Source organism: Mesorhizobium sp. WSM2561 (assembly GCF_000513915.1).
In the GTDB taxonomy this organism is placed as follows: domain Bacteria; phylum Pseudomonadota; class Alphaproteobacteria; order Rhizobiales; family Rhizobiaceae; genus Mesorhizobium; species Mesorhizobium muleiense.
The window spans coordinates 102,886-118,438 of record NZ_AZUX01000016.1 but is presented as its reverse complement, the minus strand read 5'-3'; the positions used below and the strand labels follow the sequence as shown (position 1 = coordinate 118,438).

Annotated in this window: 16 protein-coding genes and 1 tRNA gene; 9 read left to right on the top strand and 8 right to left on the bottom strand. The window is 62.5% G+C overall.

Features of this window, described 5'->3' with window-relative positions; all coding sequences use genetic code 11:
• Positions 1–5: 5 nt before the first annotated feature.
• Complete coding sequence (locus tag M727_RS0115345; RefSeq protein ID WP_027153426.1) at positions 6–1,148, top strand: hypothetical protein; 1,143 nt, start codon at positions 6–8, stop codon at positions 1,146–1,148.
• A gap of 398 nt (positions 1,149–1,546) precedes the next feature.
• On the opposite strand, the gene M727_RS0115335 is transcribed toward M727_RS0115345, so the two are convergent.
• Positions 1,547–1,623 (bottom strand) — tRNA-Arg (locus M727_RS0115335).
• 237 nt (positions 1,624–1,860) lie between these two features.
• Between M727_RS0115335 and M727_RS0115330 the strand changes: the two genes are divergently transcribed.
• A complete protein-coding gene (locus tag M727_RS0115330; RefSeq protein WP_027153425.1) occupies positions 1,861–2,160 on the top strand; it encodes a DUF768 domain-containing protein in 300 nt (99 codons plus the stop codon).
• Positions 2,161–2,481: 321 nt separating this feature from the next.
• Here the strand turns inward: M727_RS0115330 and M727_RS0115320 are convergent, their stop codons facing one another.
• Positions 2,482–3,645, bottom strand: coding sequence for a M20 aminoacylase family protein (locus tag M727_RS0115320; protein ID WP_027153424.1), 1,164 nt, complete (start codon positions 3,643–3,645; stop codon positions 2,482–2,484).
• Between the two features lie 310 nt (positions 3,646–3,955).
• On the opposite strand from M727_RS0115320, the gene M727_RS0115315 reads away from it, so the two are divergent.
• Complete coding sequence (locus tag M727_RS0115315; RefSeq protein ID WP_036262315.1) at positions 3,956–5,140, top strand: D-alanyl-D-alanine carboxypeptidase family protein; 1,185 nt, start codon at positions 3,956–3,958, stop codon at positions 5,138–5,140.
• Positions 5,141–5,144: 4 nt separating this feature from the next.
• On the top strand, positions 5,145–6,257 hold the full coding sequence (locus tag M727_RS0115310; RefSeq protein ID WP_027153422.1) for a GTP-binding protein: 1,113 nt from the start codon (positions 5,145–5,147) through the stop codon (positions 6,255–6,257).
• A gap of 180 nt (positions 6,258–6,437) precedes the next feature.
• On the opposite strand, the gene M727_RS36495 is transcribed toward M727_RS0115310, so the two are convergent.
• From M727_RS36495 to M727_RS0115285, 5 genes are all read right to left on the bottom strand, one after another.
• A complete protein-coding gene (locus M727_RS36495) occupies positions 6,438–6,713 on the bottom strand; it encodes a sulfurtransferase TusA family protein (protein WP_051505620.1) in 276 nt (91 codons plus the stop codon).
• Between the two features lie 5 nt (positions 6,714–6,718).
• Complete coding sequence (locus tag M727_RS0115300) at positions 6,719–8,047, bottom strand: murein L,D-transpeptidase family protein (RefSeq protein ID WP_027153421.1); 1,329 nt, start codon at positions 8,045–8,047, stop codon at positions 6,719–6,721.
• A 292-nt stretch (positions 8,048–8,339) separates the two neighbouring features.
• Positions 8,340–9,290, bottom strand: coding sequence for an acetyl-CoA carboxylase carboxyltransferase subunit alpha (locus M727_RS0115295; RefSeq protein WP_023797175.1), 951 nt, complete (start codon positions 9,288–9,290; stop codon positions 8,340–8,342).
• 99 nt (positions 9,291–9,389) lie between these two features.
• A complete protein-coding gene (locus M727_RS0115290; RefSeq protein WP_027153420.1) occupies positions 9,390–10,307 on the bottom strand; it encodes a site-specific tyrosine recombinase XerD in 918 nt (305 codons plus the stop codon).
• Entirely contained in the window at positions 10,304–10,471 is a 168-nt protein-coding gene (locus M727_RS0115285; RefSeq protein WP_027153419.1) for a hypothetical protein, read from the bottom strand. The genes M727_RS0115290 and M727_RS0115285 overlap by 4 nt, the downstream gene beginning before the upstream one ends.
• A gap of 274 nt (positions 10,472–10,745) precedes the next feature.
• Here M727_RS0115285 and M727_RS0115280 point away from each other — a divergent pair, with 274 nt between their 5' ends.
• From M727_RS0115280 to M727_RS0115265, 4 genes are all read left to right on the top strand, one after another.
• Positions 10,746–11,351, top strand: a complete 606-nt coding sequence (locus M727_RS0115280) for a shikimate kinase (protein WP_027153418.1) — start codon at positions 10,746–10,748, stop codon at positions 11,349–11,351.
• Positions 11,348–12,553, top strand: coding sequence for a 3-dehydroquinate synthase (aroB, locus tag M727_RS36490; protein WP_245268649.1), 1,206 nt, complete (start codon positions 11,348–11,350; stop codon positions 12,551–12,553). Before M727_RS0115280 ends, aroB begins: the two co-directional genes overlap by 4 nt.
• A complete protein-coding gene (locus M727_RS0115270; RefSeq protein WP_027153417.1) occupies positions 12,550–13,443 on the top strand; it encodes a transporter associated domain-containing protein in 894 nt (297 codons plus the stop codon). Before aroB ends, M727_RS0115270 begins: the two co-directional genes overlap by 4 nt.
• A gap of 85 nt (positions 13,444–13,528) precedes the next feature.
• Positions 13,529–14,332: an alpha/beta hydrolase gene (locus tag M727_RS0115265; RefSeq protein ID WP_027153416.1), complete on the top strand. Its 804-nt coding sequence runs from the start codon at positions 13,529–13,531 to the stop codon at positions 14,330–14,332.
• A gap of 3 nt (positions 14,333–14,335) precedes the next feature.
• On the opposite strand, the gene M727_RS0115260 is transcribed toward M727_RS0115265, so the two are convergent.
• Positions 14,336–14,638: a BolA family protein gene (locus tag M727_RS0115260; protein ID WP_027153415.1), complete on the bottom strand. Its 303-nt coding sequence runs from the start codon at positions 14,636–14,638 to the stop codon at positions 14,336–14,338.
• 191 nt (positions 14,639–14,829) lie between these two features.
• On the opposite strand from M727_RS0115260, the gene M727_RS0115255 reads away from it, so the two are divergent.
• Positions 14,830–15,459, top strand: coding sequence for a J domain-containing protein (locus M727_RS0115255; RefSeq protein ID WP_036262308.1), 630 nt, complete (start codon positions 14,830–14,832; stop codon positions 15,457–15,459).
• Positions 15,460–15,553 lie beyond the last annotated feature (94 nt).

The window sequence follows — 15,553 nt, the reverse complement described above, 5'->3', positions numbered from 1 at the left end:
TAAATATGGCACTTCACCTTTCGGCGGATGCGCAGGTTCCTGTGGCGGCGGCCCCACAGAAGTATCTTTTTGGTCCGGTCGCTGACTTTCTCATGCTTGGCGGGAGCGCGTTCCTCATCCTGCCGGTCTTGTTTTTTGTCCCTCTTAAGTACGAAGGTTTCGTGGGCGCAACGATGTTGTTGCTGGCTCATCTGATAAACCATCCGCACTTTGCCCACTCGTATCAACTTTTCTATCGCAATTTCGGGCGGAAGGTGCGCGGAGACGGATATGACAAGAACCTTCAGGTCCGTTACATCTTCGCGGGCGTTGTCGTCCCGCTGATCATGGGCGGTTTTTTTGCTTACGGTTCAATAGCGGGGAATGCGCGCCTGCTGGGGTATGCTGGCAATGCGATGGCCTTCTTTGTCGGCTGGCACTATGTCAAGCAAGGCTACGGCATGCTTATGGTGGACGCCGTATTGAAGCGCAGGTTCTTCAACGAGCAAGACAAGAAAGTGCTGCTGTTCAACGGCTATGCCGTATGGCTGTTCGCTTGGCTTCAGACAAACGCGGTGATCACCGAAAGGCAATTCTGGGGCTTGGACTACTACACATTTGCCGCCCCCTCATGGGTCACCAATATTGCCGTATTTGCCGCCGCTGCTTCCACGGCAGCCACGGTCGTGATGCTGATCAATCGCTGGCGCAAGCATGGTGGCACGCTACCGTACAACGGCGTCGTCGCTTACGTCGTGTCTCTATACGCCTGGATTCTATTTGTGAGGATAAACCCGCTCTGGTTGCTTGTGGTGCCGGCGCTCCATTCGTTGCAGTACCTGGCGGTGGTCTGGCGTTATCAGACCAATGTAGAGCTCGACCGTTCAGATGCTGTTATAGAACCCGAATTCAAGGTCCTGTCCATTATTGGCCCGATATATAGGTTGCGAGTGCTGGGCTTTATCATCATTGGCAGTATTCTTGGGATTCTCGGTTTCTGGCTGGTCCCGATCGCGTTGTCTGCTTTGATTCCTTATAATAAAGAGGTGCTCGGCTCGTCGCTGTTCCTCTTCATAGCGTGGATATTCATCAACGTGCACCACTACTTCCTGGATAATGTTATGTGGCGACGAGGCAATCCAGAGGTATCAAAATATCTGTTCCGCTAGTCACTTGCCGCGGCAATCTTATGATGGCCACAGATAGCCGGCCGGACCGCTCGCCACATCGGGCGCAAGCATCCGAATTGCACTGCTCGGGCCTATTGCAACGTCCGCGAAAGCGTCTCTCCGATGCCGCAGGCGCTGGTGGTGGTGGTGCCGTTGCTGATCGGTGGCAGCGGCCTCGTCCTAATTTCAGTGCTGCTTCTGGTTTTCGCTCTTTGCCACGGCTATGGTCGTGAAAAATCCGCTCATGCTGCCCGCGGTGGCTTCGCCATAGCCCGACAGAATCACGCCGCCCGCCAAACCGCCACCCGCTCTAACCCGATACACCCGAGTTATAACGCCGCGTCCGCCACCGGTTTTGCCCCGGTTACGGCGATGGCTCCCCAAGTAATTGAAAACTATGGTGATCCCGACAGGAATCGAACCTGTGACCTACAGATTAGGAATCTGCCGCTCTATCCTACTGAGCTACGGGACCACGCGGCCCGACACATAACCGCTTCGGACCGTTTCGCCAAGAGGCGCTCTGTACCCAATCAACCGGTTTCGACAATGGCCGATGAAGCATAGCCGTCGAGAGGCTTCTGCTCACAATTCGAAAATTGCGTCCTCGTCAGCCTACGATTGAACCACGAGTGTGGACCGCAAAGATGAGCCGGAAATAGCGGAACTTCGGACCACCGCCGCGCTTTAGTGTGCCGAAGGAGAGACCCGCATGAGTGCCACGAAAGAGTTCTTCGAAACCTGGCTCCAGGAGAACGTCGGTAACCTGCCCGCGGAAAGCGAAGTGAGCGTGGCCGTCCTGGTTCAGCAATTCGAGCAGGATGCCGATGCGGCCGGCTATGGTCACGAGGTGCGCCAAGACGAGATCGGCGACATCGAAGAGGCCATTGAGAAAGCTCTGAACAGGGCCCGGACAGGCGAACAGCCGCAGGCTGACGATCCGGCCGAAGAGAGTGATCTGGCGCCCGTCATGGAGGCGCTGGAGGTCGACGACCCGAAGAGCGGGCCGTAGCGATCCCAGGCAACATCGGATGGCAGCCGACCAGCAGTTGCAGCTCTCCCCTTCCACTCTACATGACCCGGCATGATAGATGCCAAACACATCACACTCGGCGTTGTGATCGGCGTGGCTATCGGCGTCGCGTTGGACAATATCATTGCGGGTATCGGAATCGGTATCGCCCTGGGCATTGCCTTGGGTCTTGCGCGGAGGCGGTCCGGTCGGAAGTGACGATCGGAGCATCGCCACGTCCCGGGCCCGACCGCCTTGCAGCCATCCCAATCGCAGCGCACCCCTCGGATCAAGCCGCAGGGCGGTTTTATGGCCGATGCATCAAGCGGCCAGCGCCGTCTCCGCGAGCTTCACCCAATAGCTCATGCCGTGCGGGATGACCTCGTCGTTGAAGTCGTAGGCAGGGTTGTGGAGACCGGCGGTGTCGCCATTGCCGATGAAGATGAAGGCGCCCGGCCGCGCTTCCAGCATGTAGGAGAAATCCTCGCCGCCCATCACCGGCTGGATGGCGCGTTGCACCTGTGCCTCGCCGGCGATTTCAGCGGCGACATCGCTGGCAAAGACCGTCTCCTCCGGATGGTTGAAGGTGACGGGATAATTGGCTTTGTAATCGACCTCGATCGTTGCGCCGAAGGCCGCGCCCACGCCCTCGCAGATGGCGCGCACACGCTGCTCAGCCTTCCTGGCGACCTCCTTCTTCAGCGTGCGCACGGTGCCGGCGATCTCGGCGCTCCCGGGAATGACATTGTAGGCGTCGCCGGCGTGGAATTTCGTCACGGACACCACGACAGCCTCGACCGGATCGGTGCTGCGCGAGGCGATCGTCTGCAGAGCGCCGACGAGCTGGCTGGTGATGACGATCGGGTCGATGGTGCCGTGCGGCATCGCCGCATGCCCGCCCTTGCCCTTGACGGTGATGGTGAATTCGGCTGTCGCCGCCATGATCGGGCCCGGCTTGATGGCGAATTGTCCGACTGGCAGGCCCGGCATGTTGTGCATGCCGAACACCTTGGAGATGCCGAAGCGCTCCATCATGCCGTCCTTGACCATCTCGTTGCCGCCGCCGCCGCCTTCTTCGGCCGGCTGGAAGATCACTGCGACGGAGCCGGCGAAATTGCGCGTCTCGGCAAGATATTTGGCGGCACCGAGCAGCATCGCGGTGTGGCCGTCATGGCCGCAGGCGTGCATCTTGCCCGGAATGGTCGAGGCGTAGGGTTTCCCGGTGATCTCGTTGAGCGGCAGCGCATCCATGTCGGCGCGCAGGCCGATGCTCGTGCCTTCGCCCAGGCGGCCGCGGATGATGCCGACGACACCGGTCTTGCCGAGCCCGGTCACCACGTCGTCGCAACCGAAGGCCTGCAGCTTCTCGGTGACGAAGGCGGCGGTCTCGAAGACGTCGAAATTCAGCTCTGGCGTCTGGTGCAGATGGCGGCGCCAGCCGGCGACCTCGTCTTGCATTTCGGCGGCGCGGTTCAGGATCGGCATGATGTCCATCTCGCTGTTGGAGCAGACGGATTCAGCCTGCTGCTTTGCAATTGTGCCTGCTGTATTAGAATTGTCATTCAGGCACTTTGCCATCTTGACGTCACATAGGCTAAATAGCACCGCAAGACAGTGATCCGGATAGAGGGACCGGATCACTATGCTGGCGATCGCGTAACAAATCTTACGGAGCCAGAGGCGACTGCGGCAAGAGGCGATTTCGGATTCCACTATGCGGTACAGGCATTTCCTCAAACTAAAGCGCGTCGCGTTTGACCGGCCTCATGCGACGCGCTTTAGCGTTGTTGTTTTTATGCATGTCGTTATCGCAAAACCGCTGCGCACTTTTGCGCGACATGCATTGCTGGCGTGCGCTGTGGCGCTGCCGGCGCTGGCCGGTCCGGCTCTCGCCAATCCGACGATCGTGTTCGACCTGGAGAATGGCAAGATCGTCCAGCACCAGGAGGCTTTCAAGCGCTGGTATCCTGCCTCGCTGACCAAGCTGATGACCGCCTATGTGACGTTCCGCGCGATTGCCGCGGGCGAGGTCCGGCTCGATTCGCCGATCAAGGTCACCAAGCGTTCCGCCAGCGAGCCGCCGAGCAAGATGGGCTTCAAGCCGGGCTCGGTCATGCGACTCGATAACGCGCTGAAGATGATGCTGGTCAAATCGGCCAACGACGTCGCCATGGCCGTCGGCGAGAACATCGCCGGTTCGCAGGCCGCTTTCGCCGAACGCATGAACGCCGAGGCGCGCCGGCTCGGCATGACCGGATCGCATTTCGTCAACCCGAACGGGCTGTTTTCGCCGGACCAGTATACGACTGCGCGCGATCTCGGCTTGCTGGTGATGGCGATCCGCACGGAATTTCCACAATATGCCCCATGGTTCTCGATCGAGGGCCTGGCCGTCGGCAAGAAGCAGATCCCGAATTACAATCTTCTGATCGGCCGCTATCCCGGCGCCGACGGCATGAAGACCGGTTTCGTCTGTCCCTCGGGCTTCAACATGATCGGCTCGGCAACACGCGACGGGCGCACGCTGGTGGCGGTGGTGCTTGGCGAGAAGTCGGCCATAACCCGCGCCGAGACCGTCGCCAGGCTGCTCGACCACGGCTTTGCCACGCCGACACCGGGCTGGCTGACGGTGGCCGCGCTGCCTTCCTATGGCGACACCACATCGATCAACAACCTGAATGACGAGATTTGCAGGAAGAAGCCGGCTAAGGAGCAGTCGGAAGCTCCCCCCGTCGGCGATAAGAATGCGGCAAAATCTCCCTATCGAAAAAAACTCGATCACGCGCCGACATTGGTCGCAGTCGGCCTTGGCGGCGCCACCGGGCCGATACCGAAAGCCATGCTCGATGCATCGGGCCAGGAGTATGCCGACGTGCCGCTGCCGAGTTGGCGGCCCGACCTGCCGCCGCCGCCCGGCGCCGAGCCGGCAGTGATCGGTTCCGCCACCGCGGCCCAGGAGCCCGCCAAGGCGGTGAACTAGTCTGATGAGCAGCGGCTTTCCCATCGCCGTCTCGGTGCTGACCGGTTTTCTCGGCGCCGGCAAGACGACGCTGCTCAACCGGCTGCTCAGGGATCCCGCGCTCGCCGACACCGCGGTCATCATCAACGAGTTCGGCGAGGTGGCGATCGACCATCTCCTGGTCGAACAGGCCTCCGACGGGATCATCCAGCTTTCCGACGGCTGTCTCTGCTGCACGGTGCGCGGCGAACTGGTCGACACGCTGGCCGATCTCGTCGACCGGCTGCAGACCGGCCGCATCGCCAGGCTTGCCCGCGTCGTCATCGAAACCACCGGCCTCGCCGATCCGGCGCCGGTGCTGCAGTCGATCATGGCCCATCCGGCGCTGGTCGAGGCCTTCCGGCTCGACGGGGTCATCACGCTGGTCGACGCGGTCAACGGCGATGCGACGCTAAACGCCCATGTCGAGGCGGTGAAGCAGGCGGCGGTCGCCGACCGCATCGTGCTGACGAAAACCGATCTGGCCACCGATCCGCGCGACGTCGAGGCCTTGCGGGCGCGGCTGCGGCAGATCAATCCGGGTGCCGAACTGCTCGATGCGGGTGACAGAAGGACCGATGTAGCGGCGCTGTTCGATTGCGGCCTCTACAACCCAGCCACCAAGTCCGCCGACGTGCGGCGCTGGCTGGGCGAGGAAGCCGCCCATGATCACCACCACCATGACGACCATGACCACGGCGACCACGACCACGATCATGACCATCGGCACGATTCCCGGGTGCGCTCCTACTCGCTCGTTCATGAGGGGCCGGTGCCGTTTTCGGCGATCGAGATGTTCCTCGACCTGTTGCGATCAGCACATGGCGAGCGCCTGTTGCGCATGAAGGGCGTCATCGAATTGCTGGAAGACCCGTCACGGCCACTGGTCGTCCACGGCGTGCAGAAGATCCTGCATCCGCCGGCGCGGCTGCCGTCCTGGCCGGACGGCCAACGCGGCACAAGGCTGGTGCTGATCACGCTCGACATGCCGGAAGATTACGTCCGCCGGCTGTTTGCCGCCTTCACCAACCGGCCGTCGATCGACACACCGGACCGCGCAGCGCTGGAAAACAACCCGCTGGCCATCGCCGGGCGGTGAAGCGGGCTGATCTCCCCCTCGAGGGGGAGATGTCGCCGAAGGCGACAGAGGGGGTCGTTTCGGCTGGTGCGACGCCCCGTAGGAACGAAAGATGAGGTTGGCGCTTCACGCGCGGCAACCCCCTCTGGCCTGCCGGCCATCTCCCCCTCAAGGGGGGAGATTATCCGGAGATTATCCCGCTCAGCCGCCGCCGCGCTCGACCAGAAAGCGATGGCCGCCGGAAACCGCTGCCGTTTCAATCAATCGATGGCCGCTCTCGGCGCAGAAGGCGGGAATGTCGATGACGGCGAGGGGGTCAGTGGTTTCGAGCCATAGCCGGCTGCCCGGCCTCATTGTGGCCAACCGCTTTTTTGCCTTGAGCACGGGCAACGGGCAGTTCAGGCCTTTGAGGTCGTAGACAGGGGCGGGGCTGGTTGAGGGCCTGTCTTCCTGGCCCCCATCTCCGTGTTCAGGCATGAAGCTCAGCCGCCGAACATGCCGAGCAGCTTCTTCTTCAGCCTTGTCGTCCTGCTTTCACCGGCATTCGCCGCCTGCGTTGCGGCCGGGGCGGCATCGGGGGACGACGCGATTGTCGCGGTAGCGACAGGCGCTTCGGCAGCGGCCCTGGCCTCCTCCTCTTCGGCCAGCGAATTGATCCTGGCCGTTTGCTTTTCGGCCAGAGCCTGAGCCCTGGCCGCCTCTTTCGCGGCCTTGGCCGCTTCTATCGCGGCAAGCCTTTGCTCCTCGGCCTTCTGCTTGGCGGCCTTCTCCGCGTCGAGCGCGGCCATCTTGCGGCCCGCCGGCGAATCGATGCGGCCCATACGCGCCGTCTCGGTCACCGAGCCGTCGGCGTTGAACGACGGCGGATCGATCGGCACGCGTTCGCCACGGGCGCGTTTCTTCGACCACTCGGAAACGATGCTGGCTTCCTTGATCCCGCCGATGGTCGGCTTGGGCGCCGGCACGCTGGCCTTGACCGCGCCGTTGAAAGCCGCCTCGTAGGTGCTCTGGTAGGCATTGAAGGCGCTCTTCAGCGAATCCGGCTGCGTCGTCGCGGGGCAGGCGCCGGTCGGATCGAAGCTCTCGCTGTCAGGCGCGACCTGGTTGAAGACATAGCGCTTCTCGCAGACATCGACCTTCGGCGGCACTTTCGTGATCTCGAAATTGTCGTAGCCGACCTTCAGCATCTTCCAGAATTCGTAGTTCGGATCTTTGCGATAGCGCGCCATGTTGGCGGCGGTCATGCGGAACGGAAAGGCCTGGATCTGGAACTCGGTCTGCCCGCCCTGGAAAGCGTCGCGGCCGAAGGCGTAGATCTGCTCGATCTGCGCGTCGGTCATCGAATAACAGCCCGACGACGAGCATGCGCCATGGACCATCAGATGGGAACCGGTGCGGCCATTGGCGCGGTCGTAGACGTTGGGATAGCCGATGTTGAAGGCAAGGTGGTAGCTCGACCGCGGGTTCATCTGCGCCGGACGGACCGTATAGAAGCCCTCCGGCGCCTGGCGGTCGCCTTCGGTGTATTTGGGACCCAGCTTGCCCGACCATTTGCAGATGTCGTAGCTGGCGACCAAGTCATAGCGGCCGTTGGTCTTGGCCTTCCAGATTTCGAGCTTGCCCTCTTCCTTGAAGATGCGGGCCATCACCGGCGAGGTGCGGGTCATCCCCTTGGCCTTCATGCTGGCCAGGATCTTGTCGGGCAACGGCTTGTTGGCGTGGGGGGCAAAATCCTTCATCGAAGAATCATTGCAGCCGGCGACGCCTATCGCGGCAATCACAAGTGCGGTGCGGGCAAGCTTGGCAAACATGGCTATGTCTTTTCTTTCGGACCGCAGGCATTGGCGCCGACAGCCCCAACCCTAAGCCCGTTAACCTTGAAAATTCCTTACCGCAAGCGCCGGGCCTTACGGCAATCCGATTGAAACGAGCGCAGCGGCATTTTTGTGGCGAAGGTGCTCAATCTCGCCACATTGCGGCGCCGAAACCGTCCGGCGTCCGTCCGATTGAAATCGGCCGGCCTGAATCCTCTTGTTTGACCATGCCTTTCCGAAAACCGGTACCCACTTTTTGCTGCGCTGACCTTCGGTTCGGGATCATGGTCTAGAGGTTTCGCCCCATAGCCAGATATTTCTCGCGGCGCTGCTCACGAAAATCGGTGTTGGCGCCGGAGAATTCCTTCATCGTTTTGGCAATGAGATCGCCGGTGGCGGCAATCACCGTATCCGGGCCACGATGGGCGCCGCCGAGCGGTTCGGGAACGATGGCGTCGATGATCTTCAGCTCCAGCAGATCCTGGGCGGTGATCTTCATGTTGGTCGCCGCATCCTTCGAGCGGGTGGTGTCGCGCCACAGGATCGAGGCGGCGCCCTCCGGCGAGATCACCGAATAGATGGCGTGTTCGAGCATGTAGACGCGGTTGGCGGTGGCGATCGCGATGGCGCCGCCCGAGCCGCCTTCGCCGATGACCACCGAGATCGACGGCACCTTCAGGCGAAGACAGGCCGAGGTCGAGCGGGCGATGGCTTCGGCCTGGCCGCGCTCCTCGGCATTGACGCCCGGATAGGCGCCGGCCGTGTCGACCAGCGTCAGCAACGGGATATTGAAGCGGTCGGCGAGTTCCATCAGCCGCACCGCCTTGCGATAGCCCTCCGGCCGCACCGAGCCGAAATTATGCCTCAGCCGGCTGGCCGTGTCCGAGCCCTTTTCCTGGCCGATGATCGCCACCGGCTCGCCGCGGAAGCGGGCGAAGCCGCCGACGATCGCCTGGTCCTCGCCAAAATTGCGATCGCCGGCAAGCGGCGTGAAATCGTTGAACAGCCCCTTGATGTAGTCGACGCAATGCGGCCTGTCCGGATGGCGCGCCACCTGCACCTTCTGCCACGGGGTCAGTGCCTTGTAAGTGTCGCGCAATGCGTCGCGCACGCGTTTCTCGAGACGGCTGATCTCATCGCCGACATCGACCGCCTCGCCATTCTCGGCGAGCTTCTTCAACTCGATGATCTTGCCTTCGAGATCGGCGACCGGCTTTTCGAAATCGAGGTAATTGTACATTCTTGAGCGGACCGATAAGCCGGGAGGCAATGACTGACGGAACCTGGAAAATAGAGGCTCCGGGCGGTGGAACGTCGTCCTCACATAGCGATATGACGCCTAGTCGGCAAGCGGATGATGATCGTTGACCAGCCGCACCAGCCGCTCCTCCAGAACATGTGTGTAAATCTGCGTCGTTGAAATATCGGCATGGCCAAGCAACTGCTGCACGGCCCTGAGATCGGCGCCGTTCTGCAAGAGATGGCTGGCAAAAGCATGGCGCAGCACATGCGGCGATATTTTCGCCGAGGCGATGCCGGCCCGCGCTGCAAGGCCCTTCAGGTCGCGGGCGAAGACCTGCCTGGAGAGATAGCCGCTGTCGCTTGCCGCCGGAAACAGGAACGGGCTACCCGCCAAAGCCGGCACCGTTGCCCGGGCAGCGAGCCAGGCCCGCATGGCCACGCGCGCCTTTGCCGATAGCGGCACGATGCGTTCCTTGTCACCCTTGCCGCGCACCATGAAGAAACGATCGTCGCGCAACGCCACCGTCACCGGCAGGCCGACCAGTTCGGAAACCCGCAGGCCGGTGGCGTAGAGCACCTCGACCAGCGCATGCAGACGTAGCGCCGCCAGGCCGTCGCCATCGTTCAGCGAGGCGTCAGCTGCCTCCTGCGCCGCACGGTCGATCAGCCGGCCGGTGTCGGCCTCGCTCATCGTCTTCGGCAGCGGCCGGCCCTTCTTCGGACTGTCCAGGGTTCCGGTCGGGTCGTCGCCGCGCAGACCCTCGGCGTAGAGGAACTTGAAGAACTGGCGCATCGCCGACAGCTTGCGTGCCTGCGAGGTGGCGGCAAAACCGCGTGCGGCTATCTCGTCGAGATAGTTGCGGATATCGGCAGCGGCGGCACCAGCGAGCCCGCCGTCGATCTCGGCTGACGCATCTTCGAGGTCGCGGCGATAGCTGGAAAGCGTGTTTTCGGCAGCGCCGCGCTCGGCGCTCATCATTTCCAGAAAGGCTTCGATGCGGGCCGCGCTGTTCATTGCTTCGGGTCAGTTTTTTTTTTGGGATTCAGCTTTTCGGGAGGGATGCGCACGCTCATTTCGGCCTTTCTCGGCTCGACGAACATCGCCAGAGCGAACATCGCGCCATAGACAATGCCGGCCAGAATCGTGAGCGTCACGACAAAGCGGAACAGTGTCGGCATCAATTCTCGCCCGTCTTGTTGTTCTGCGTTTCCAAACCCTGTGCCCTTATGAGACGCCAATCCGGCCAATTCAAGGGCGAAGCGCGGACGACGTGCGGCGGCGCCACGCTTGACGCAATCAGGCTTTTGATGTCGATACGCCGGCAAGAGGGCCCAAGCAGGCATTCGTGGGCTAGCCCCTGAAAGCCCTGCCTGGATTGTTTGGCTTGTCGCAGGTTCTGCCGCAAAAACCTGGGATACTTCTACGGAACCTGCTTAGAAACATCATGGTGTCATGAACGCGTTGCCAGCCAATCCTCCCGATGAGAGCCATGCCGCGCTGCTCGGCCGGCTGGGCAGCCGTTCCATTGTCTTTGTCGGTCTTATGGGCGCCGGCAAGACGGCGATCGGCCGTAAGGTAGCGGGGATGCTGGGACTGCCTTTCATGGACAGTGATCAGGAAATCGAAAGCGTGTCGCGGATGAGCGTCCCGGAACTGTTCGAACGCTATGGCGAGCCCGAGTTCCGGGCGCTGGAGCAGCGCGTCATCCTGCGCATATTGGAACACGGCCCGCAGGTGCTGTCGACGGGCGGCGGCGCCTTCATGAGCGCGCCGACGCGGGAGGCCATTGCCGGCCATGGCGTGTCGGTATGGCTGAAGGCCGAGATCGACCTGTTGATGGACCGCGTTTCCAAGAAGCAGAACCGGCCGCTCCTGAAAAGCGCCGATCCCCGTGCCGTGATCGAGCGGTTGATGGCCGAGCGCTATCCGGTCTACGCAACCGCCGATGTTACCGTGCCGACCCGCGACGATCGCAAGGAGGTCATCGCCGCCGAGGTGGTGAACGCGCTTTGCGGCTATTTCGGCGTGGCAGCCGCGACAGGCGAGGTGGGCTCGTGAGCAGCAATGCGACAGTCACCGTCGAAGTCGGGCTCGGCGATCGCGCCTATGACATATTGATCGGCTCCGGCCTGCTGTTGCGCGCCGGCACCGAGATTTCGCGCCGCCTGCCCGGCACGCGCGCCGCGGTGGTCACCGACGTCAATGTCGCCGCCGCCCACCTCGAGACGTTGAGGGCCGGCCTTGAAAAGGGCGGCATTCGGCCCGCCGTCATCGCGCTGCCGGCGGGGGAAAAGACCAAGAGTTTCGCGCATCTCGAAGAGGTGGTGGACGGCGTGCTCGCCGCAAGACTGGAACGCGGCGATGTCGTCGTCGCGCTCGGTGGCGGTGTCATCGGCGATCTGGCCGGATTTGCCGCCGGCATCGTGCGCCGCGGCATGAATTTCGTGCAGATCCCGACCTCGCTGCTGGCGCAGGTCGACTCTTCCGTCGGCGGCAAGACCGGCATCAACAGTGCGCGTGGCAAGAACCTCGTCGGCGTTTTCCATCAGCCGAAACTGGTGCTGGCCGACACCGAAGTGCTCGACACGCTGCCGATCCGGGAATTCCGGGCGGGTTACGCCGAACTCGCCAAATACGGGCTCATCGATCGCCCCGACTTCTTCGCGTGGCTGGAGGAAAACTGGGGCAAAGTGTTCGCCGGCGGCCCGGAGCGGACCGAGGCCATCGCCGAGGCCTGCCGCGCCAAGGCCGATGTCGTCGGCCGCGACGAGTTCGAGATCGGCGACCGCGCGCTGCTCAATCTCGGCCACACGTTCGGCCACGCGCTCGAGGGCGCCACCCAATATGACAGCGCCCGTCTCGTCCACGGCGAGGGCGTCGCCATCGGCATGGCGCTGGCTTATCGCTTTTCGTCACGCCTCAACCTGGCAAGTCCCGACGATGCGGCGCGCGTCGAGGCGCATCTTCGCGCCGTTGGCCTGCCCTGGCGCATGGCCGATATTCCGGGTGAATTGCCTGACGCCGAGGCGCTGCTTGCCTTTATCGCCCAGGACAAGAAGGTGTCGCGCGGCGCGCTGACCTTCATCCTGACGCGCGGCATCGGCCAGGCCTTCATCGCCAAGGATGTGCCGGCGTCGGAAGTGCTGTCGTTTCTGAGGGAGAACCATCCGGGTCAGCAGAACAGCCGCCCGGGTCGGCCGGGAGGCCGACCGGGTCAGCCGAGAGGCCGACCGGGTCAGCCAAAAGGCCGACCGGGATGAGCGAGGCCGGCTGGATTGTCGCTGCTGTCCTTGCCGGGCTCGGCCTGCTTGCCTTTGCCTTTCGCGCGCGCCTGCTCGCCGCCTTCGGCTATGAATTGCAGCGCATCGAGCCGCAGCATTCGAACCATGATGAATCGCGCGGCGCCGTCGACGATTTTCGTCGCGACGGACAGGTGGTGCGCGAGGATCGCGCCCGCATCGGTCGCCTGTCCGATCTCGATGAGCTCGAAGTGTCCGATGTCATGGTCCATCGCACCAACATGCGCTCGGTCAATGCCGACAATCCGCCGGAAGCGGTGGTGCGCGAGATCCTGCAGAGCCCGCATACCCGCATGCCCTTGTGGAAGGGCTCGCTCGACAACATCGTCGGCGTGCTGCACGCCAAGGACCTGCTGCGCGCGTTGAACGATGTCGGCAACGACTTTTCCAAGATCGATGTGATGAAGATCGCTTCAAAACCGTGGTTCGTGCCCGATACCACGACGCTGCAGGAACAGCTCAACGCCTTCCTGCGGCGCAAGGCGCATTTCGCTATCGTCGTCGACGAGTATGGCGAGGTCGAGGGGCTGGTGACGCTGGAGGATATCATCGAGGAGATCGTCGGCGAGATCGCCGACGAGCACGATATCGACATGCAGGGCGTCAAGCAGGAAGCCGACGGCTCCGTCGTCGTCGATGGCACTGTGTCGATCCGCGACCTGAACCGGGCGCTCGACTGGGACCTGCCTGACGAAGAAGCCACCACCATTGCCGGTCTCGTCATCCACGAGACGCAATTGATCCCGGACGAGAAGCAGGCTTTCACCTTTCACGGCAAGCGCTTCGTCGTCATGAAGCGCGACAAGAACCGGATTGCAAGGCTGAGGATCAGGCCGGCCGGCGAGATTTAGTTCTGATAGGTTCTTTCGCGGCTAATCAATCCTGGACGCTCGCCGCGCCGGCGTGCACTTTCGACCGGGCTGTCTGGAGGTGACGTTGATCGATCGGCGAACCCTGCTTTTGATGTCGATGGCTTTGTTGACGGCCAGCGCTTGGGCGGCGTCGCGCCGGCTTTCGCCCTCTCCGCAAACTGTCGACTACGGTCCGGCCAGGCTCGACATCTACGCGCGCGCCAGCGCCAGCTCCCTGCCTGTGATCCTTTTCATCCATGGCGGTGCCTGGCGAGCCGGCAATCGCACCAACGTCGACGTGAAGCCGGACTTCCTGCTCGACAATGGCTTCTGTTTCGTCTCGATCGACTACCGGATGCTGCCTGAGGCTGATGTCGCCACCCAGGCCAACGATGTCGAGCAGGCCTATCGCTATGTGCGCGCCAACATCGCCAGATATGGCGGCGATCCGAACCGGATAGCGGTGATGGGCCATTCGGCCGGCAGCCATCTCGCCGCACTGACCGGGCTGCGCGGCGGTCTGCCCGGCGTCGCCGCTTTGGTTCTGAACGATACCAGGGCCTATGACCTGGAGGCGCTTGCGCGGAGCGGCGGCATGACACGGGCCTATGCAAAGGCCTTTCGCGACCCGGCGCAGTGGCGAGCGCTGTCGCCTGCCGCCCATGTCGGGAGCCGCAAACATCCGCCGACCTTCATCGCCTATTCGCGCGCAGCGGGTCGTGCGGCAGCCTCACGGGCCTTCGCCGGTCGCCTGCAGGCGACCGGAACTGAGGTGACACTGTTCGACGGCAGCGCCTATTCGCACATGTCGATCAATCGCAATTTCGGCGACGAAGGCGACGCCTTGACCGGTGCTGTGATGTTTTTCCTGAAGGCGGCGCTCGGCTGAGGCCTACCATCTGGTCTTTTCGTCCGGCGCGGCCGGCTCGATCGCCAGCGCATGGACACCAGCCTTCAATTCGTCGGCCAGCAATGCGTTGACCGCGCGATGGCGCTCGATGCGGCTCATGCCGGCAAAGGCCGAGGAGACGATGCGGACGCGGAAATGCGTCTCACCGGTGCCGTCATAGGTGCCGGGATGGTCGGAGTCCTGATGGTGATGGCCGGCATGGAGATGGCTTTCGTTGATGATGACCAGCCGCTCCGGCGAGAACGCCTTCTTCAACTTGCCTTCCATCGTCGACTGTATGGACATTCTTACTTCCCTTCACCACATATGGCCGGCGTAACCCCCGAAAATCGGCGGCCTTTGCGCGTCCGGAAGGACGCGCGGCGCCGCCGTCGCGACAAAATTCGCCGATCGCCCGCTTTATGCCGCGATTCAGCGGTTAGGGCGATCATCGCGAAAATGTCAATTCTTGTTTCGCACCGGCGAACAGCCCATAAATGGGTGAGATGAAACCGTACCCCAAATATTTCGAGAAAATTCGCATCCGCCCGGAGAAGGATGCGGAACTGAAGTCTCGTTCGCCGATCTGCCAGTGGGACGGTTGCAAGGAGGCCGGCACCCATCGGGCGCCGGTCGGGCGCATGAAGGAGGGCGAGTATTTTCAGTTCTGCTTCGACCATGTGCGTGAGTACAACAAGGGCTTCAATTATTTCTCCGGTGTCCCCGATACCGAGATCGCCCGCTTCCAGAAGGAAGCGATGACCGGCCACCGGCCGACATGGAAGATGGGCGTCAACGGCGCCTCGACGCGCTCCTCGCCCGATTTCGCCCAGCAGCGTTCCGGCCGCGCCGGCTACTACAACCGCATGCGCGATCCGTTCGACCTGTTCAAAGGCCCGAAGGATCCGCGCGAGGCGCGTGAGCGCAAGGCCAAGCCGCTTGAGGCCAAGGCGCTGGAAACGCTTGGCCTTGATACAAAGGCGACTGGCAAGGATATCAAGGCGCGGTATAAGGAACTGGTGAAACGCCACCATCCGGATGCGAATGGCGGCGACAGAGGTTCGGAAGACCGGTTCCGCGATGTGCTCCAGGCCTATCGCGTGCTCAAGCAGGCAGGATTGTGCTGAGCGACCTTACGGTTCGTGTCGCTTTCCAACTTTCATAAGGTTGGAAAAGGCTCTAAGACCGCCCCCGGACAAAATCGATTGCCGGCGAAATCAG